At 59.7% G+C, this 17,932-nt stretch carries 17 protein-coding genes and 3 pseudogenes; 12 read left to right on the top strand and 8 right to left on the bottom strand.

Annotated elements, in window-relative coordinates; all coding sequences use genetic code 11:
- The first annotated feature begins 10 nt into the window (after positions 1-10).
- The 10 genes from ACZ5C7_RS13570 to ACZ5C7_RS13525 all read left to right on the top strand — a co-directional run bounded on the left by ACZ5C7_RS13570 (position 11) and on the right by ACZ5C7_RS13525 (position 7,112).
- Positions 11-415: a DUF4212 domain-containing protein gene (locus tag ACZ5C7_RS13570; protein WP_464376831.1), complete on the top strand. Its 405-nt coding sequence runs from the start codon at positions 11-13 to the stop codon at positions 413-415.
- Entirely contained in the window at positions 412-2,061 is a 1,650-nt protein-coding gene (locus ACZ5C7_RS13565) for a VC_2705 family sodium/solute symporter (protein ID WP_464376830.1), read from the top strand. The genes ACZ5C7_RS13570 and ACZ5C7_RS13565 overlap by 4 nt, the downstream gene beginning before the upstream one ends.
- Positions 2,062-2,075: 14 nt before the next feature.
- On the top strand, positions 2,076-2,540 hold the full coding sequence (locus ACZ5C7_RS13560) for a universal stress protein (RefSeq protein ID WP_464376829.1): 465 nt from the start codon (positions 2,076-2,078) through the stop codon (positions 2,538-2,540).
- A 171-nt stretch (positions 2,541-2,711) separates the two neighbouring features.
- The gene (locus ACZ5C7_RS13555) at positions 2,712-2,924 is read left to right on the top strand and encodes a hypothetical protein (RefSeq protein ID WP_464376828.1); all 213 of its coding nucleotides are present in this window, start codon (positions 2,712-2,714) and stop codon (positions 2,922-2,924) included.
- Positions 2,925-3,015: 91 nt separating this feature from the next.
- Positions 3,016-3,564, top strand: coding sequence for a tRNA (cytidine(56)-2'-O)-methyltransferase (locus tag ACZ5C7_RS13550; protein WP_464376827.1), 549 nt, complete (start codon positions 3,016-3,018; stop codon positions 3,562-3,564).
- A gap of 108 nt (positions 3,565-3,672) precedes the next feature.
- Positions 3,673-4,191, top strand: coding sequence for a transcription factor (locus tag ACZ5C7_RS13545; RefSeq protein ID WP_464376826.1), 519 nt, complete (start codon positions 3,673-3,675; stop codon positions 4,189-4,191).
- Positions 4,191-4,880 (top strand): DUF2110 family protein, encoded by a 690-nt coding sequence (locus ACZ5C7_RS13540; RefSeq protein ID WP_464376825.1) that lies wholly within the window; start codon positions 4,191-4,193, stop codon positions 4,878-4,880. The genes ACZ5C7_RS13545 and ACZ5C7_RS13540 overlap by 1 nt, the downstream gene beginning before the upstream one ends.
- 6 nt (positions 4,881-4,886) lie before the next feature.
- Positions 4,887-5,660 (top strand): DUF5803 family protein, encoded by a 774-nt coding sequence (locus ACZ5C7_RS13535; protein WP_464376824.1) that lies wholly within the window; start codon positions 4,887-4,889, stop codon positions 5,658-5,660.
- A gap of 127 nt (positions 5,661-5,787) precedes the next feature.
- Positions 5,788-6,303, top strand: a complete 516-nt coding sequence (locus ACZ5C7_RS13530; RefSeq protein WP_464376823.1) for a chemotaxis protein CheD — start codon at positions 5,788-5,790, stop codon at positions 6,301-6,303.
- Entirely contained in the window at positions 6,300-7,112 is an 813-nt protein-coding gene (locus ACZ5C7_RS13525) for a CheR family methyltransferase (protein ID WP_464376822.1), read from the top strand. Before ACZ5C7_RS13530 ends, ACZ5C7_RS13525 begins: the two co-directional genes overlap by 4 nt.
- Positions 7,113-7,291: 179 nt before the next feature.
- Here ACZ5C7_RS13525 and ACZ5C7_RS13520 read toward each other — a convergent pair whose 3' ends face one another.
- The 8 genes and pseudogenes from ACZ5C7_RS13520 to ACZ5C7_RS13485 form a co-directional block, all read right to left on the bottom strand.
- Positions 7,292-8,065: a DUF7289 family protein gene (locus tag ACZ5C7_RS13520; protein WP_464376821.1), complete on the bottom strand. Its 774-nt coding sequence runs from the start codon at positions 8,063-8,065 to the stop codon at positions 7,292-7,294.
- Positions 8,062-8,550, bottom strand: coding sequence for a DUF7266 family protein (locus ACZ5C7_RS13515; protein ID WP_464376820.1), 489 nt, complete (start codon positions 8,548-8,550; stop codon positions 8,062-8,064). The genes ACZ5C7_RS13520 and ACZ5C7_RS13515 overlap by 4 nt, the downstream gene beginning before the upstream one ends.
- On the bottom strand, positions 8,547-9,404 hold the full coding sequence (locus ACZ5C7_RS13510; protein WP_464376819.1) for a DUF7261 family protein: 858 nt from the start codon (positions 9,402-9,404) through the stop codon (positions 8,547-8,549). Before ACZ5C7_RS13510 ends, ACZ5C7_RS13515 begins: the two co-directional genes overlap by 4 nt.
- Positions 9,401-9,979 (bottom strand): DUF7288 family protein, encoded by a 579-nt coding sequence (locus ACZ5C7_RS13505; protein WP_464376818.1) that lies wholly within the window; start codon positions 9,977-9,979, stop codon positions 9,401-9,403. The genes ACZ5C7_RS13510 and ACZ5C7_RS13505 overlap by 4 nt, the downstream gene beginning before the upstream one ends.
- Positions 9,976-10,473 (bottom strand): DUF7287 family protein, encoded by a 498-nt coding sequence (locus ACZ5C7_RS13500; protein ID WP_464376817.1) that lies wholly within the window; start codon positions 10,471-10,473, stop codon positions 9,976-9,978. Before ACZ5C7_RS13500 ends, ACZ5C7_RS13505 begins: the two co-directional genes overlap by 4 nt.
- A gap of 1 nt (position 10,474) precedes the next feature.
- Complete coding sequence (locus tag ACZ5C7_RS13495; RefSeq protein ID WP_464376816.1) at positions 10,475-12,400, bottom strand: type II secretion system F family protein; 1,926 nt, start codon at positions 12,398-12,400, stop codon at positions 10,475-10,477.
- Positions 12,401-12,480: 80 nt separating this feature from the next.
- Positions 12,481-14,649 (bottom strand): annotated as a pseudogene (locus tag ACZ5C7_RS13490) (type II/IV secretion system ATPase subunit); the annotation flags it as partial.
- Positions 14,650-14,775: 126 nt separating this feature from the next.
- Positions 14,776-16,101, bottom strand: a pseudogene (locus ACZ5C7_RS13485) (efflux RND transporter permease subunit); the annotation flags it as partial.
- 151 nt (positions 16,102-16,252) lie between these two features.
- Here ACZ5C7_RS13485 and ACZ5C7_RS13480 point away from each other — a divergent pair.
- Both ACZ5C7_RS13480 and ACZ5C7_RS13475 read left to right on the top strand, forming a co-directional pair.
- Entirely contained in the window at positions 16,253-17,578 is a 1,326-nt protein-coding gene (locus tag ACZ5C7_RS13480; RefSeq protein WP_464376815.1) for an RNA-guided endonuclease InsQ/TnpB family protein, read from the top strand.
- A 17-nt stretch (positions 17,579-17,595) separates the two neighbouring features.
- A pseudogene (locus tag ACZ5C7_RS13475) lies at positions 17,596-17,805 on the top strand (helix-turn-helix domain-containing protein); the annotation flags it as partial.
- Positions 17,806-17,932: the final 127 nt, after the last annotated feature.

Genomic DNA, 17,932 nt, shown 5'->3' with positions numbered 1-17,932 from the left:
AAACCAAAACATGACAGATAATAGCTCACAAGGGAACGAAGAGACGAATCTCGAAACCGATGGCGGCGTTCAGACAGCAAACTACCTCGATAAGGAGATAAACATATTCAAACCGGCAACTCCGTTCATGCGCGACCACATGAAGGTGATCATCGGTTCGTTTATCGCCTGGATCCTGTTCGTCTTCGGGCCGGTAACTGCAACGGCGATCGCACCGGAAATAATGACCGAGACGATGGTGATGGGCTTCCAGCTTCATTACTTCTTGACCGCGGTGATGGCTCCGCTCGGTGCATTGTTGCTGTCGGCGGCCTATGCCTGGCAGCGGGATCGTCTCGACGATCGGTACGGGATCAAACACGGGAACGAAGCCGATGCCGACGCGGCGGTGGCCGCCGACGGAGGTGAAGAATGATAGAGCCGATCTTCCTCGAGACGGCACTTGACGTGGGTGAGTTCAAACTCGTTCCGGCGTTGACGGTCATCACGATGCTGGTCCTATTCCTCGCGGTCGGCTGGCTCTTTCGCGTTGCCGCGGTCGACGAGCTGTGGGTCGCCGGTCGCTCTATCGGGAGCATCGAGAACGGGATGGCGATCGGCGCGAACTGGATGAGTGCTGCGTCCTACCTCGGCGTGGCGTCGACGATCGCGTTAGCGGGATACTTCGGATTGGCGTACCTCGTCGGCTGGACGACGGGATACTTCATCCTGCTCATCTTCATGGCGGCGCAGTTCCGTCGATTCGGAAAGTACACCGCGCCCGACTTCATCGGCGACCGGTTTTACTCGGAGACCGGTCGCGCGATCGCGGCGTTTACCACGCTGTTGATCGCGTTCGTCTACGCCATCGGCCAGGGAAGCGGGATGGGACTGATGGCCCAGTACATCTTCGGCGTCGACTACCAGGTCGGCGTAATTTTGCTGATGGGAGTCACCATCGTCTACGTCGCGCTTTCGGGAATGCTCGGAACGACCAAGAACATGGCCATTCAGTACGTCATCCTCATCTTGGCGTTCCTGATCGGCCTCTACGCAACCGGCTACACGGAAGGCTGGTCAACGGTGCTTCCGTACATCGAGTTCGGCGCGCAGACGACCGAGATGGCCGACATCGACGCGCAGTTCACCGAGCCGTTCGCGGAAGCGACCTACTACCACTGGGTCGCACTCGCGTTCACCCTGATCGTGGGTACCTGCGGGCTCCCGCACGTTCTCGTTCGGTTCTATACCGTCGATAACGAGCGGACCGCCCGCTGGTCGACGGTCTGGGGCCTGTTCTTCATCTGCCTGCTGTACTGGGGAACGGCCGCATACGGTGCGTTCGGCTCGCTTCTGTACGAAGACACCGTCGGCGATTATACTGAAATGACCGGTGAAGAAGCCGACGCACTCGTCGTCCTGACGACCCAACTCGCTGGATTACCGGAATGGCTCGTCGGCCTCGTCGCCGCCGGTGCGGTCGCTGCGGCGCTGGCGACGACAGCCGGACTGTTCATCTCCGGTTCTTCGGCGGCAGCACACGACATCTACACGAACCTCTACAAAGAGGACGCGAGTCAGCGCGAACAGCTGATCGTCGGCCGAGCGACGATCGTGGCACTCGGTGTGCTCGTCACGCTCGTCGCACTCAACCCACCGGCACTGATCGCGGAACTCGTCGCGATGGCCTTCGCGATCGCTGGCTGTGTCTTCTTCCCCGTGTTCTTCCTCGGTCTCTGGTGGGAAAACACCACACGAGAAGGCGCGATCGCCGGGATGCTCGTCGGTCTGGCGATCTCGTTCGGCGCAATTCTGAACGACGTCGTTCCACAGTACGTCGACGCTATCGGCGCTGAGGAGGCAATCGTCCCGGAAGTCGCGGCGGTGATACCCGCCGAATCGTCCGCGCTCGTCGGCGTCCCGGTGGCGTTCCTGACGATCATCGCCGTGTCGCTGGTGACCGAAAATCCGCCACAGCACGTCAAACGACTCGTTCGTCAGTGCCACAGTCCGGAGCCGATGCAAAACGTTGAATCAGCTGAAGACGCCGTCGCGGACGGCGGCACTCCAGCAGACGATTAATCGAGATCAAACCAATGTACGATACGATACTCGTCCCGACGGACGGAAGCACGGTCGCAGAGAACGCCGTTTCCCACGCAGTCGATCTCGCGGCGAAATACGACGCAGACGTACACGCGCTGTACGTCGTCGATACCAGCGCGATGGACATCGGACTCGGAGCCGAGCAGGTCGATCGCATTCGACAGGGAAAGTTCGGCGAAATGCCCGAACTCGAGGAGCGAGCGCGCGACGCAACCGGCGAGGTCACCGAGCAGGCGGCCGAACGCGGCGTCGACGTCACCGAGTCGATCGTCGCCGGTCAACCCCACCGACAGATCGCCGATTACGGCGAGGACAACGACGTGGACCTGATCGTGATGGGCTCCGCCGGTCGCGGCGGGGTTCGACGCGCGCTCTTGGGAAGTGTCGCGGAGCGAACGCTTCGAACGACGACGATCCCGACGATGGTCGTCGACATCCGCGACGAAGACGCGTAAGCGGCTGACTCCACCCCACGTGTCTCGACGATAACTCGCCGGTCGCGGGGATCGAAAGGGTCGAATTACGAATCGTGGCGACACCGAAAGCAAGCTTTTCCACACACAACGGGATTCATCACGTATGAGACAAACTATCGAAGGGGATTTCAGAGCCAGGGTGAGCCGATCGTGACCGGCGTTCGAGAGTGGCTCGAGACGGCTCGAAACGAGCGCTGGGGTATCCTGACCGATTTAGCGTTCGCTGTCGTCTGGGTGACGCTCGTCGAAGTGCTCTTCCAGTTCGTCGACGGGCCGACGTGGGCCTATTACCTGTGTATGGTCTCCGGAATCGTCGCCTACTACGCGCTCATCACGAGCGCGTCGATCGCGACCGCCGATTGAAACGCGTTCGGGCACCGCTCGAGAAACCGTACGTCCGCGAAGGGGCGCCCCAATCCGAATCCACATATATTCGACGCCACAAGTGCCGTCCATGGATGGATCGCCCGAAGTCGCCGTTCTCCGCCTCGGCCACCGACCCGGGCGCGACGAACGGATGACGACACACGTCGGATTGACGGCGCGCGCACTCGGTGCTGATCGCGTGATTTTTCCCGATAACGCCGGGCAGTCACTCGAGACCGTCGCGGACATCACGGATCGATTCGGCGGCCCGTTCGACGTCGAACTGACTGACGCTCCGAACTCGATTATCCGGAACTGGGACGGTTCGGTCGTCCACCTGACGATGTACGGCGAGCGCGTCGAATCCGTCGAAGACGACATTCGCACCGCTCACCGCCAAGAGGGAACGCCGCTGTTGCTCGTCGTCGGCTCCGAAAAGGTCTCCTTCGACGTGTACGAAGCCGCTGATTGGAACGTCGGCGTCACCAATCAGCCACATTCCGAAGTCGCCGGACTGGCCGTCTTTCTCGACAGGCTCTTCGAGGGCCGCGAGTTCGACCGGGAATGGGAAAACGGCGATCGGCGGGTCGTCCCGCAGGCGACCGGCAAGCGCGTCGAACCGGTCGACGACGAGTGATTTCGGAAGTCCCCCTTCGACCACAGCCGTCTTTCACCAGTCATCTGCTGTCGGGCTCTGCGCCCTCGCTCAAAAGACTTAATGGTCGCATACTATTAGGGGTAGCTAATGGCTTTTGAGGAGCTGCTCGAGGATCCAGTCATCCAGAAGTACTTACACGAGCTGGTCGGTCCAACGGGGATGCCCGTCGCGGCGGCACCGCCGGACGGGGAAGTGACCGACGAGGAGCTCGCCGAAGATCTCGATCTCGAGCTCAACGACGTCCGTCGAGCACTGTTCATCCTGTACGAGAACGATCTGGCGACCTACCGCCGCCTCCGAGACGAGGATTCGGGCTGGCTGACCTACCTCTGGACGTTCCAGTACGACAACATCCCGGAGAACCTAGAAGAGGAAATGCACCGACTCCACGGCGCGCTCGAGGATCGTCAGGAGTACGAACGAAACCACGAATTCTATCTCTGCGAGATCTGTTCGATCCGCTTCGAGTTCGGCGAAGCGATGGACTTCGGCTTCGAATGTCCCGAATGTGGCTCGCCAGTCGAATCGATGGACAACGACCGACTCGTAAACGCAATGGACGATCGTCTCGCCGCCCTCGAAGACGAACTTAATATCGACGCCTGATGGTTATACTCGCAACGAAACTCTACGTCAGCGGTGATGCACGCGAGCGAGCAACGGATTCGCTCCGATCCCTAGTCAACAACGAAATCGGCGACCTCGAGGTCGAGTTCGAAGTCGGCGTGCGCCACGACGATTTCCCCTCGGTAACGATCGAGGGTGAAGACGCCGTCGTCGCGCGAAACGTCCTCCGCGAGGAGTTCGGTGAAATCGTCCCCGATCTCGAAGCCGGCGAAAGCTACGTCGGAACGTTAGATTCGTGGGACGAAGACGGGTTCATCCTCGACGCTGGCCAGCCGGTTCGAATCCCGGCCGAAGAGTTCGATCTCGGTCCCGGTTCTCCAACCCAGATTCGCGAACGGTACGGACTCGTCCAGCACATGCCGCTACGGTTTGTCTATGGCGGCGAGTTCGGTGACGAAGATGCAGAGCCCTCGCGTCTCGCAGAGGCCGAACGCGACCGGCTTTACGAGTGGAGCCGCGGTGACGGGCGGCTGAACGTCAACAGCGCGACCCGCGCCGAAGTTCGGGCGACGCTCAACCGCGCCGGTCACGCCCAGGATTACATCACCGTCGAACGACTCGGCCTGCTCGAGCAGAGCGTGGTCTGCCCGGAGGATACCGACCCGCCGGGCCTGCTCTCGAGTATTGGTGAGTATCTACCGGCAGAGCTCCGGTGTGTCGTCCCCTAATCTGTCATGAACCGACGTCTCGTTCTCGGCATCGTCGCCGTTGGCCTGCTCGCGACGCTTGCGGGCTGTTCGATGTTCTTCGGCGGCATCTCCGACGAGGAACTCGACCGCGAACAGGACTACGAGGACTTGCGAGAGAGTGACAAAGATGTCGCAATCGACGTCGAAGGTGCGAGCCTGATCGGTGGGGGCGAGTATCGCGCCGTTTACGACCTCAACGGGACCGAGGAACTCTCGCTGTCCGAATCAACCCTCTATAGCGACCGGGCTGTGGACGTCCACGCCGTTCGGTACTGGCATGAGAACGGAACCGAGCTAACGGGCTCGGAACTCGATATCGAACAGGAGAGTGCGAGTACCGATATTAAGGTACCGGACGGCAATGGAACGCTCGCGTTTTCCGGCGATTCGGACTCCAAATCGTTCCAGTTAGGCATGTATATGGAAGGAAGCTACGAGGTAACCATTCCCGAGGGACACAGCACCTCAAACTTCCTGCTAGGCGGCGTTAGTCCGGGTGGATACGATCGGGAAGTAGTCGACGACCAGGAGCAACTGACGTGGGACAACGCCGATAGCGCGATCTCGTTGCGATACTACAACACGCGAGACGTTCCGCTGTTTCTCGGATTGATCGGCGTCGTCTTGGTCGTCGGTGGCGCCGGTGTCGCTTACTACTACCGGCAGGTCAAGGAGTTAGAAGAACGACGAAAGCGAATGGGTCTCGACGTCGAAGGTGGGGACGAGTCGGACGACGATCCGCCGCACGGTCCACGCTAGCGGTACCTAACTCCAATCGCCGTTTACCTTTTCGGCTTCGAGGGAAGAGTACTTGAACGGGTACGCACAAGTGACCGTATCGCAGCGGAGAACGTCACGAACGATTTCAACTGCTCGGAGGTCACAGATGACTCAGCCCAATCCTGAGCCGAACGCACCCGTTCCGCGGCAGGTACGCATTTCGGATGCCATCGTCGGTGACGGGGACGATAGCTTCAAATCCTACGGGTTAGGATCCTGTCTGGCGATCGCACTCTACGACCGCGACCGAGCGGTCGGTGGATTAGCACACGCAATGTTACCCGACAGTACGGAGACGACGACGAGCGGTGATAAGCCGGGAAAATACGCCGACACGGCAGTGCGAGCGCTACGACGGCGAACGATTGAGGCCGGAGGGCGCAAGTCGATTCTCGAGGCCAAAATTGCCGGTGGAAGCGATATGTTCGACTTCGAGAGTCTCGGAGACAGCGTCGGCCAACGGAATATCGCCACGGCGAAAGCGGAACTCGAGACGCTCGGCGTTTCGCTCGTCGCCGAAGATGTCGGCGGAAACCACGGACGAACCGTCGAGTTCTCCCTCGAGACGTGCGAACTCGTCATCGAAACCGCAAGCGACGAACACGGAGACCGAACGCTATGACGACGGACCCGTTCGAAGCGCTACTCGAGTACGTCGAAACCGAACTCTCCTTCGCGACGAGTCACTACAACGACAGTTATCTGGATCGACGGATTACGTCTCGAATGCGACGAACGGATTCCGAGACGTACGAGGGGTATCTGGATCACCTCCGGAAGACGCCCGACGAACAGGTCGCCTTGCTCGAGTCGATGAGCATCAACGTTACCGGCTTCTTTCGAAATCCCGACGTCTGGTCCGGCATCCGTGCCGTCCTTCGGGAGTTGTCGAATGGTCGGGATTCCGTACGCGTCTGGAGTGCGGCGTGTGCTGACGGCCGCGAACCGTATTCGTTGGCGATGCTCGCTCACGACGATCCCGAAATCGACGAATCGGCGGTGGACATCCTCGGAACCGATATCAGCGAACCCGCCCTCGAGACCGCCCGAGAAGGGATCTACGAGGAACTCCGAACGGTCGATATGGCCGATCAACTCGAGTTTTTGGACGACTATTCGAACTACGTCGAACAAGACGGTCAGACCTACTCGGTCACCGAACCGATCAAACGAACCGTCACCTTCGAACGCCACGACCTGATAAACGACGAGCCCAAGTCCGGGTTCGACCTCGCAACTTGCCGAAACCTCTTCATCTATATCGACAGCGAGTACAAAACCCCGATGCTCGAGACCATCGAACGATCGCTGCGACCGGACGGCTATCTCGTTATCGGCAAGTCGGAGACGATTTCGTCCAGGGTACAGTCCGCCTTCTCGGTTTCCGATTCGCACCTCCGGATTTATCGGAATCAACCGGACTCCTCGTGATTTGAGTTCCTCGGTCCGCTTGAGACCCCACTGAGACGGTCCGCTGTCCCTGTTTATCGCCGCACCCACCCGCAACCCCGGGTGGGCCGGTACTGACTGACAGTCGTCCGTATGAAACGTCTAGTCCCCAGCGGTCGAGAACACGGGGATCTCGCCGTTCACGCAGTCGGACGACGGACTCATCCCGAAGGTGCGTAGTCGATGTCGATCGTCACGACGTGAACGGTAATGCTGTCGACAACCGTTCCATTCGAGTCGAGACACGTCCAGCGATCACCGGTTTCGGTCCATCCGTCAGCAAAGACGCGCTCCCAACCTCGATCGGCCGTTCGATCAGTCTCGATCCCGACCTCGAACGAACTGATGTCTGAAAACGTCTCTCGATACGATTTCGTTTCCGTCGCAGTGATCGAAACGATCCCATCCGATTGGATGGAACGGCCGTCTTCCTCGATCGTCATGACCGAAATGATTGCAGTCTCATCTGTGCATCTGACGCGCGGCTCCGTAAGAACCGTCCGCTCTCCGGGTTCTCCCGTTCGAAAGACGCCGCCACCCTCGTACGCGACCGCGCGGGAACCATCTTCGTAGCCAAACGAACCGAGATGCCACGATTCGGTATCGATTCCATCGGTGTGATCGACAGCAACCTCCATCTGCGGTCCGGGTTTGCCCGGAGCGATGGTCCCGCCGCTAACCGCTAACTCGTGCTCGCGCTGACTCACTCCGTCGATTCGGAGGATATCGGCGAAATCATTCGAAAGACCGTCCAAAGCTCGGTCAGCATGGTGTAACTGTCCGTGGTCCTGCTCGAGTTGTACCATCTGAAAACCGACGACGGAGACCGCGGCAATTCCGAGAACGATCGTTCCGAAGACGAGCACGAAGCTAACGAGTTCGGTACTCGCGCGTTCGTCCCTTCGCCACCCCTCCTCGTTTCGAGTTCGTTTCATGGGTTTTCGACTCCGACTTCGTCACCATCGTGAACGATCGTAATCGCGCCACCTCGAACCGAGCCCTCCATATCGACGTTGGCATCAAGCACTCCGAGTGGGATGTACACCGGCTCGCCGAGACGGGGCGCGACGAGCTCGAGACAGTGTTCGCTCGCCGACAGTGCACTATCGATTTCGTCACAGTCGTTGACGATTCCGACTCTGTACCGCGAATTGGCGACGGTATCAGGATACTCCAGTGAGAGTGTGACCGATTCGGTCGTTCCGGCGGTGGATCCGAGTCTGTCAGCGCGAGTGATTTCGGTTGCGAGGCGCTCGCCCGTGGTCTCGAGTGATGCGGCCACACTGCGGTCGGTTTCGTTCTCGAGGAAGGTTCCACCGCCGAGTAGCAGAGCGCCGACGAGTATCGTCGTTATTCCGAGCGTCAGCGCGTACGTTAGCGCGATCGAAACCGCCCGGCCGTCGCGACGAAACGCGATCACGGCCCCTCACCGACCCCGAAAATCGTGTGGGTCCGTTCAGTCGTGAGACGACTCGAGTCGTAGTAAAGCGTGAGTTCGGCGAACTCGACGCCGGTCGACTCGGCGTTTTGGACTCGGGTCTCCGAACCGGCCGTAACGATGTCGTACGATTCGAGCACCGCATCGTGTGTCGGATCGACGGTGACGGATTCGTAGGCCGTTTCGGCCTCGAGGACGTCGTATTCACAGTCGTTCGAGCCGAGCGGTTCGGAATCGTCGTCGCCCGTGAGGAGATCGAGTCCGACGGTGCTCGCTTCGACCGTACAGGAATTCCCATCCGCCGTTCCGACCGAGACCGCTCCGTCGCCGGACGGGGCGAGCGAGAGTTCCGTTGGATCTCCCTCGAGCGGAACGACCGTAATCACGATTTTCTCGGGAACGGAATCCGTCCCCACCCCGATGTCGAAGTTCGAAAACGTGCCGTCGACCCGAAGGTCCCCGTCGATTTCAGTTCCACTGAATCGCCGGAGTTCGCGTTCGTCTTCGACTACGTCTAGTTCCGCACTGACGAGTGCCGTCCCACCGGCGGCGTTGACCCGTCGATACTGTTCGACGTACTCGGTAACCTCCCGCTCGAGGCCCGCTTCGAATTCGAACTCGTCTTCGTTCCAGGCGGTTTCGACGATGTGACGCACACCCTCGACTATCCCGTGTTCCGTCGCCTGCATCGCGCCGCGGTCCTGACTTCCTGCGCTTGAGGAGGCTGTCTCCGTATATACCATCCCGTTGAAGACGACGACCATTCCAAGGAGGACAACGGCGATTGCGACGGAACCGACGAGGAGTAACTGCCCGCGGTCTCGATAGCGGGTCACCAGACGAGCACCTCCACACCGACGATGGCGCCGACCGATTCACGTACGGATCCATTCGATGACTGTCTATCAGATTCATCGGTCGCCGCTTGCTCTCCAAATACTGTTACTACGTTACTCGCGGCGACTGCGTTCGTACCCGACTCTTCGTCGGACGTTTCGTACACCGTTTCGTGACTCATCGAACCGTTCTCGTTCTCGTAATCGAAGGAAATCCGAAATTCCGCGTTCCGTGGGGCCTCTCCGAACTGTTCGGTCACTACCTCCCCGAGCACGTAGCTTTCGAATTCGTCACTCGAGAACTGGGTGCCATCCCACGCGCGAACGAACGCCGAAAGGTTACCCGTTTTATCCTCCCCCGTTTTCCCGTCTGCAGTCGCTGCGACGACGAGCGCATCCTGGGCTTCCTGTTGGAGTTGATTTTGACGATCGCGTTCGTCTGACTCCTCGAGCGCCGTCACGAGCGTCCCGGATTGAAACGCGACGAGGACCGCAACGAGAACGATTGTGGCTCCGACGGCCCCCTCGAGCGTGTACGCCTGCGCGCGGTCGTCCCTCGAACGGTTCGAGATCATCGGTATCCTCCCCTCACTGCGAGCCGACACGCTGTTTCACACTCGCTGACACCATCGACGGAGACGACGCGCTCGACCGTGACTGCGGAGTTCCCATCGACGCTGCCGTCTCCCCGCCTGAGGAGCTCGGTTTCTCGATCGAGCGTCTCCAGCGAGATCGTTACCGACTCGAGTGCAACCCCATCGGTCGTTCGAAGCCCGAACCGCTCCGGAAACGCATCGGGTTCGTACTCGTTCTCGAGTCGGTCTCCGTCGAGTTCGTTCGGATTTTCGCCGGTCTCGAGGTCGTCGACGATCACCGTTGTGACGCGATCAGTTTGTGCGTACGCGTCGCCATCGCTCGAAACGGCATCCGGTCCGACGAGTGCTGGCACCGTCGCAAACGCGAACGCAACCGCGAGCAGAACGATTCCGATCCCGATGGCGAAATCCTGCGTCGTTTGGCCTCGATCCACGTCACCGCTCGAGATCTGGAGAGATCGCGTTCTGTTCATCTCAAATCACCAGTGACCAGCCGAAGAGCGCGACGGTCGAAAGTGCGATCACGTACTTCGCTCCGCTCAACGGGTCCGCGTTTCGAAGGTAACCGCAGATGAATCCCGAAAGAATCGCCTGGAAAGTCACCGCGTGAAAGAAGAGGACCGAAAGCCTGCCGGAATCGAGGCTGCCACTGGAGTCGGTACCCGCCAACTGACCGGAAGCGCCTGCAGCGCCAGTAGCAGTTCCGAGTTCGAGCCCCGACATCGTTTCGACGAACTGCGTTTGCAGGATCGCAACGACGGCGAGTACCGTCAGAAACGTCATGACGATGATGGTGACCTGCATTCGGGTCCGTGCTCGTCGCTCCCGTTCGAGTTCGTCGTGGTTCTCACTCGCTGTTGCGGCCGTCCGTAACACTGGCGTGATATGATTCGTCGCTTTCTGAGCTTCGGTCACGAGCCGCGTCGTTCTAGCCACCCTCGGGATCTGATAGCCGTTTGCAAACTCGATGAGCGCCTGCTCTAGACGCCGCCCATAGGCGACCTTGGAATGGATCACTTTGAACTCGGTGGCTAGCCTTCCGCCAGCCGTGTGGGAAACCGATTGGAGCGACTCGAGGAGCGGTTGCCCGGCATCATTTGCACTCGAGAGCTTTCGAAGGTCTTCCGAAAAGGTGTCGAGGATTGCGTTACGGTGTGAGACGTTCCACTCGTAGAATATCCCGATCGGGGTCAGAACGAGGTACAGCGGAATATACAGGGTGACGACCGTCGCTCGTATTCGATCGACGGAACTACCGCCCCAGGGGAGCCCAACGATGCCGATTCCCGTCGTGACTCCGACGACGAGAATCGATACCGGGACCGTCAATGCGAGTGTTGCGAGCGGGTACTCGCGAAAGAACAGGTGTGGCTTCGCGAGGAGTCTCCGTCTCCTGTAAGCGTGCTCCCGGTTCTGTATCCGGGTAAAGATCCGGTGTTCGCCCACGAATCGCTCGAGTGCTCCTGGATTCGAAAGCCCCTGTTCTGCCTCGGTCTCCCGTCGACGGTTGGTGCGCGGGAGCTCGAGCATCCCGTCACCGTACTCGTCGCGTTTTACCGTCGAGACGAGTACCAAGAACCCGATTCCGATCGCCGGAATCAGTCCGTACACGATCAGAGGGAGCAGGCGATCCGTCACAGACGCGTTCGGAATCAATTGCATCACGACGACGACGATCAGTACCAAAAGCGGGAACAACGAGAGCGTCATATACAGTTCGCCGACCAACTCCAGCGTGTCGAGGGTCCGTCCTTGTTGCTGTTTTGCGGTCTGGACGTGGCGCTCGGATTTCTCCTCGAGAAATCGCTCTATGTCGCCACCACTGTTGATCGTCGAGAGCAGATCCAGCAAGAACTGGGACAGTTCGTCGCTCGGCGTTTCGCGTGCCTGGGTTCGGATCGCACTTCGATAATCCGTCCCCACGCGCTTCGCATCTCGCAGAATGCGTTGGAACTCCACGGCGACTTCGCCGTAGGCGTCCTCCGCGTCGGCGACCGCCTCGAGAAGTTCGAGGTGGTTCAAGCCGCCGACCGACAGCGCGGACATAAACGAGACGGTGTCGGGAAGGAGCGCGTTGATCTCGCGCTTCCTGGCGGCCACTCGGGTGTACGGGCGAACGATTATAGTGCCGAAGCCGATTACAGCGCCGGCCGTTCCGAATAGGAGGCCCGTTCCAGCAACCGTGGTTGACGTTCTTCGGACAGTTTCCGTTTCGACCAGCACATGACCGAACGCCGCACCGAACAGCAAGCTGACGAGGCCGATCACGATTCCAGCGCCTCCCGCTCGAGCGAGATACCGCTCGGCCGTTGGCGCCATCCCCGCCTGCTCGAGTTTCGTTTCAAGCGCCGTGAGACGTACCGCTCGTTTCCCGACACCCCGGGTTGCCTCGACCGTCATGGCTCGTTCCCGCCCGCTTCGCGCGACGGTTCAGGGCGAAAACTGGCCTGGGGCCGAGAAGGGGACCGGCCACCGGACGGTTCCGGGCCGTCGGTTTTGGATGGCCGCCTCGCTGTCGCTTTCGTATTTTCGTCGCGATACTCCTCGAATACCGTTTCGTCGGCGCGAGCGAGAATACGCTTCGCACGTCTCTCCGTCGCCGGCGACGGTGTCGGGCGTGTAATACGTTCGTCAGCCGCTGGATTGCCGTCGATTAGTACGCTCTCCATCTCGCGAAGTTCTTCGAGCCCCGTCTCGAGTCGGTTGTTCGCAAGCAAAGCGAGGACGCGGTCCGAGTCGGTCATAAATGCTTGCACGGTCGCGGCGACTTCCGCGTAGGCGTTCAGTCCGTTCTCGATCAGATACGCGAAAACGACCCGTCGCTCGAACAGTTCGTTCTCGAGTTTTTCTCGACTCCAGGCGCGGTCGAGGCGAATCTCCTCTAGGGTGTTCGAGTCGCCGATCTTTCGATGGTCGTCGGTCGCCGTCCGCCACTGGTAGACGTCCTGAACGTTGATTTCGTCGTTTTCTGTATCGTAGTGATTGATCTCGGTAATTCCCTTGTTTCGGCGGACGGTCCGACCCTGCACTCGAGTCTGAGTCTGGACCGATACCAGATCCAACGCGGTAACCATCGTCTTCGAGACGTCGATCGGCGTCGTTGTAAATCGCTTGAGGACTTCGTCGACGGAGTCGGCGTGGAAGGTCGTACACGTAGTGTGACCCGTCGACATAACCTGAAACAGCGTTCGGCCCTCCTCGCCCCGAACCTCCCCCATCAGGATATAGTCCGGGCGTTGACGGAGCGTCGCTTCGAGCAGGTCGAATTCGTCGATTTCTCCCGCCGAATCCGTCGCGATCGACGGTCGCGTCGTGCTCGCGATCCAGTTTCGTTGCGGGAGGGTCACTTCCCGCGTGTCCTCGATCGAGACGATTTTCGAACTCGAGGGGATAAAGAGGGAGACGGCGTTCAAACTCGTCGTTTTCCCGGATGCCGTCCCGCCGGCCAGAAGCAAGCTTTTCCCGTTTTCGACGGCCAACCAGAGAAAGGCCATCTCCTCGAGGCTGAACGTGTTCCAGTTGACGAGATCGATCGGCGTGAACGGGACGTCGTTGAATTGGCGAATGGTGTAGTTCGTTCCGCGGTCCGAAACCTCCGTCCCGAGGGTCAGTTGCGCTCGCGAGCCGTCCGGGAGCGTGGCGTCGACTTGTGGTCGTCGCCTGCTGATCCCGTTTCCGGACCGCTGGGCGAGTTTGACGACGAAGTCGTCGAGTTCCGCCTCGCCGTGGCGGACGTTCGAAATGAGCTGTTCGTGTTCGGCGTGATAGACGAACACCGGGGCGTCGTAGCCGTCGACTGAGATGTCCTCGATGTTGGGATCGCGTTTGATCCCGTCGATCCGCTCGTAGCCAATGAAGTCCCGATTCAGCCGGTAGTGGAGCTTCTCGACCTGGTACTCGCTGAGCGTTTCCCGATCGTCCGCGAGAACTGCCGGTTCCGGACGCACGTCGATCCCTCGAAGTTCGCGCGACTCGGCTGATTCGTTCGGTTCTTCGTCGTCCAATCGGTCTCGAGTCGGTCGGTCGCGGAGAAATAGCGATCGAATCGTCTCGAGGAGCCCGGCGTCGTTTCGGCAACTCTCGAGAAGTCCGTCGTCGTTTTCTCTCTCGAGGAGATCGTATCGCTCTAGCAGTCGTCCGGTTTCCCGCTTGATAACGTCACGTCTCTCCGATTTCCGCATGATCTCCTCGTCGGCGTACTTGATCGACGTCCTGAGCTTTTCGGAGAGGAACTCGAGAACGGCTGCTTCGAGATCGTTCAACTGCGGCTCGATCAGGAAGTATTTCTTCTCGTTTTCGGTAGTCGAGTGAAAGACGCTGACGAACGCGTAGGGTTCGTGTACCCAGTATCGATCGACCTCTCGAAACTGGGTCTTTTTCTCGAGCGGAACGGCCTTCTCGAGGTCGTACCGGTTTGTAACCGTCGTGACTCCGTCGCTCGTCGAAAAGAACGCGTCGTCCTCGATATCGTCTCGGACGGCGATCGTCCGGTTATCGACGACGGTGGAGAGTTCCGTCGCGACGGTTTCAGCGGCGGCGAGTGCGTTCTGGACGTCTCGGATCTGTTTTGTCTCGGCCGAATTGACGGAATCAGAGTTGAACCGGTGGACATCGTCGGGGTTCGACAAGTTCGGATCACTTCCCCCGTCCGGAGAATTGCCGTGTGTTTCCGACCGGCCAGGATCGTCGATAGTCATAGGCCGGGTTCGCTTCCCCATCACTCAAAAACCCATTCGCTCGAGTCCCCGAGTGGGGAGACTGGTTCGAAGGCGTAGTCATGCGAGCCGATCGAGCACGCGCTCGCGGACGACGAGAAGACACGGAAGCACGGTGAGACACGCGAGGAACGCAAAAACGATGCTGAGGCCGGTGACCAGTCCGAACCGCTGGAGCGGCGGCGCGAGTGCGAGCGCGAGGACCCCGAACCCGGCGGCCGTCGTCGCCGCGCTTCCGAGAAGCGCGCCGCCGGTTCCGGTGATCGTCGCGACGAGTGCATCGTCGAGGGAGTCTCGAGCGTCGCGTTCGGCGACGAACCGTTCACCGACGTGAATGCTGTAGTCGACGCCGAGACCGATTGCGAGACTCGTGATGACCGCCGTTTCGCTGTTGAACGGCACCTCGAGCACCGCCATCGTTCCGAGCAACCAGGCCAGCGCGACGACGACCGGTGTAAGCGTTACTGCACCCAACGTGAGCGAGCGGTGCCTGGTCCAATAGAGTACCGTCAGGAACGTCAGGATCACGACGAGCGTGACCGCGAACGCTTGCACGAGCGTCTCGAGTAACGCATCCTGAACGACGGCCGTCGTAATTGGGCCCCCGGCGGCAATCGCCGTCACCGGTCCGCTCGTCTCTATCGTCGTTGCGACGCTTCTCGTCTCGTCCGCGATGTCCTGTGCGGCTGCGTCGCCGCGCACGTCGATCACCAGTCGGCTCGTTTCGTACTCGCCGTCGTCCGTCCGATAGATCGTTTCGCTCGCCCGGTCGGCATCGGCGTCGAAGAGGACGTCGTAGAACCCGGCGACGTCTTCGTCGGGCAGGTCGTCGCCGGTCGAATCGCGTTCCTCCAGCGCCGTCGCGACAGTTTCGTTTTCTGAAGCGATTTCACGGATGGCCGTCTGCGGGCCGTCGATCGCGGCGTCGCCGTCGGGATTCTCGAGGATCGTCCCGTTCGTCTTCGCCTCGCTGGACGCCTCCTCGAGGACCGTGAGCGTCTCCGGATCGGTCACGTCGCCGCGTATCAGTACCTGCGTCTGTGTGCCTTCGCCCCGTTCCCGGAAGTTATCCCCGAGGTATTCGACATCGTCGGCGATCGTGTACGTATCGGGTGCCAGCGGCCCCGGTAAGGATTCGGCCCACTCCGGCGCATCCTGGGGCAGGAAATCCGCCTCGTTGAACTCCGTATCGATGCCCGTTGCACCGTAGGCACCCCCGATCGCGAGCAAGAACGCGACGGCGATGACGGCGAGGGGCGCTCGCCGGGCAATCTCGACGGCACCGCCGAGTCCGCGGGTGACGAGCCCGCCGCCCATCCCGAACGGCTCCGTTGCCCGATCGCGGTTGAATCGATTCTCGAGCAACCCGTCGACTTCGATCTTTAGCTGGAAAAGAGGGCGCTAAGCCCCCGTCCTCAAGGAGCGAACGAGCATATGCGAGTGAGCGAGTAGGGCGGGGATACAGCGACCGCACAACTTTCAAACAACTCTATCAAAACGATTAACTAATCACAACCACTAGTAGAGAGCAAGTTGCATGGAGTACAGTCCACGATACAGACTCTTTCCCACGACCGAACAGCGTGAGAGCCTCGACTGGACTCGAAACATCGTGCGACAACTCTACAACCACGCACTCCACGAGTTCAACAACATTCCAGAAGCCGACGGAACGCTTCGACAGCGCGTCTGGCAAGTCCGAGACGAACTCCCGCAACTCAAACAACAGTGGACCGATCTGAAACAGGTCTACTCCACCGTGTTGCAGAAAGCTGTCGAACGCATTCGAACCAACATCAACAACCTCGGCAAGCTCAAAGCCAAGGGATACGATGTTGGCTCGCTGAACTGGAAGTCGCCGCGTGAGTTCAGGAGTTTTACGTATCGGCAGTCGGGCTTCGAACTCGACAGGAAGAGTGGCCCGCGAAACCGAGCGATACTCCGATTAAAGAAAGTCCGTGGCGACACACTGGAAATTCCGATCCGCCTTCACCGTGACCTTCCCGAGCACGACGCTATCAAGGAAGTCACAGTAAAGAAAGAACCTACAGGAGCGTGGTACGCCTCGTTCTGCATCAGCACAGACGAATCCGAGAAGCCCAACCCTGACGACATTGACGCTGCAGATACCGTCGGCCTCGACCTTGGTGTTCTTAACTTCGTCCACGACTCGGACGGACGCTCCATCGGACGACTCGAGTTGTCCAACGAGCGAGAACGGTTGGAACGCGAGCAGCGGTCACTCTCGCGCAAACAGTACGAGTCTCGCAACTGGGAGAAGCAACGGCGTCGAGTTGCTGCGGTTCACGCTCGCATGTCGAACAAGAAGCGCGATTACAAGCACAAACTCGCGCATTTCTACACGACGGAGTACGACGCCGTGTTCGTCGAGGATTTGAACGTGAAGTCGATGCTCGAATCCGATGGCAATGCGCGGAACAAGGCTGAAGTCGGCTGGCGTGACTTCATCACGGTTCTCACACACCACGGTCGAAAGAACGGGTGTCACGTGGTCGAGGTCGAACCACATGGGACGACAAAAGAGTGCGCCAAGTGTGGTGTAGAGACTGAGAAACCGCTCTGGGTTCGAGAGCACTCGTGTCCGTCATGCGGGTTCGAGGTGGATCGGGATTGGAACGCCGCGTTGAACGTGAAATCGCGTGGGTTGGACAAACTAGGAGTGGTTCACTCCGAAGCAACGTCCTCAGAACCTCACGGTTCTGATGGGCTGCGAAAATCGCGTAGCGATTTTCGAACGCCTGTGGAGACTGCAACCGCTGTGGATACAATTTCTGTATCTGCAAGTCGCGTCGTCGAAGCAGGAAGCCCCTGCCTCAAGGAGCCAGCTACTGCTGGCGAGTAGGCAGGGGTAGTTCACGGGATACGGACGCAGGATTGACCGATAGCCAACGAGAGGCACTGCTCGTCGCACTCGACACAGGGTATTTCGAAGACCCACGGAACGCAACTCTCAGCGAAGTCGCCGCTACTCTGGATATCTCTCAACCTGCAGCCAGTGGTCTCCTTCGGCGTGGGACCAAACGGCTCATCGTTTCTTCCCTGATTGATGACAGTGAAAAGCCAGATTGATCAACGACTACTCGGTGCAGTGGCGACGATATCACCCTGAGGGCACGATGTGTCTCCGTCAGCGTCCTCGGGTGAGCGTCGTGACCGAAACGCGCTGTGTATTCAGCACAACACCTCCAAAACTGTC

The sequence above is a fragment of the Halostagnicola alkaliphila genome (assembly GCF_055379965.1).
The sequence above is the reverse complement of the archived record's forward strand: the minus strand, read 5'-3'. Positions and strand labels throughout refer to the sequence as shown.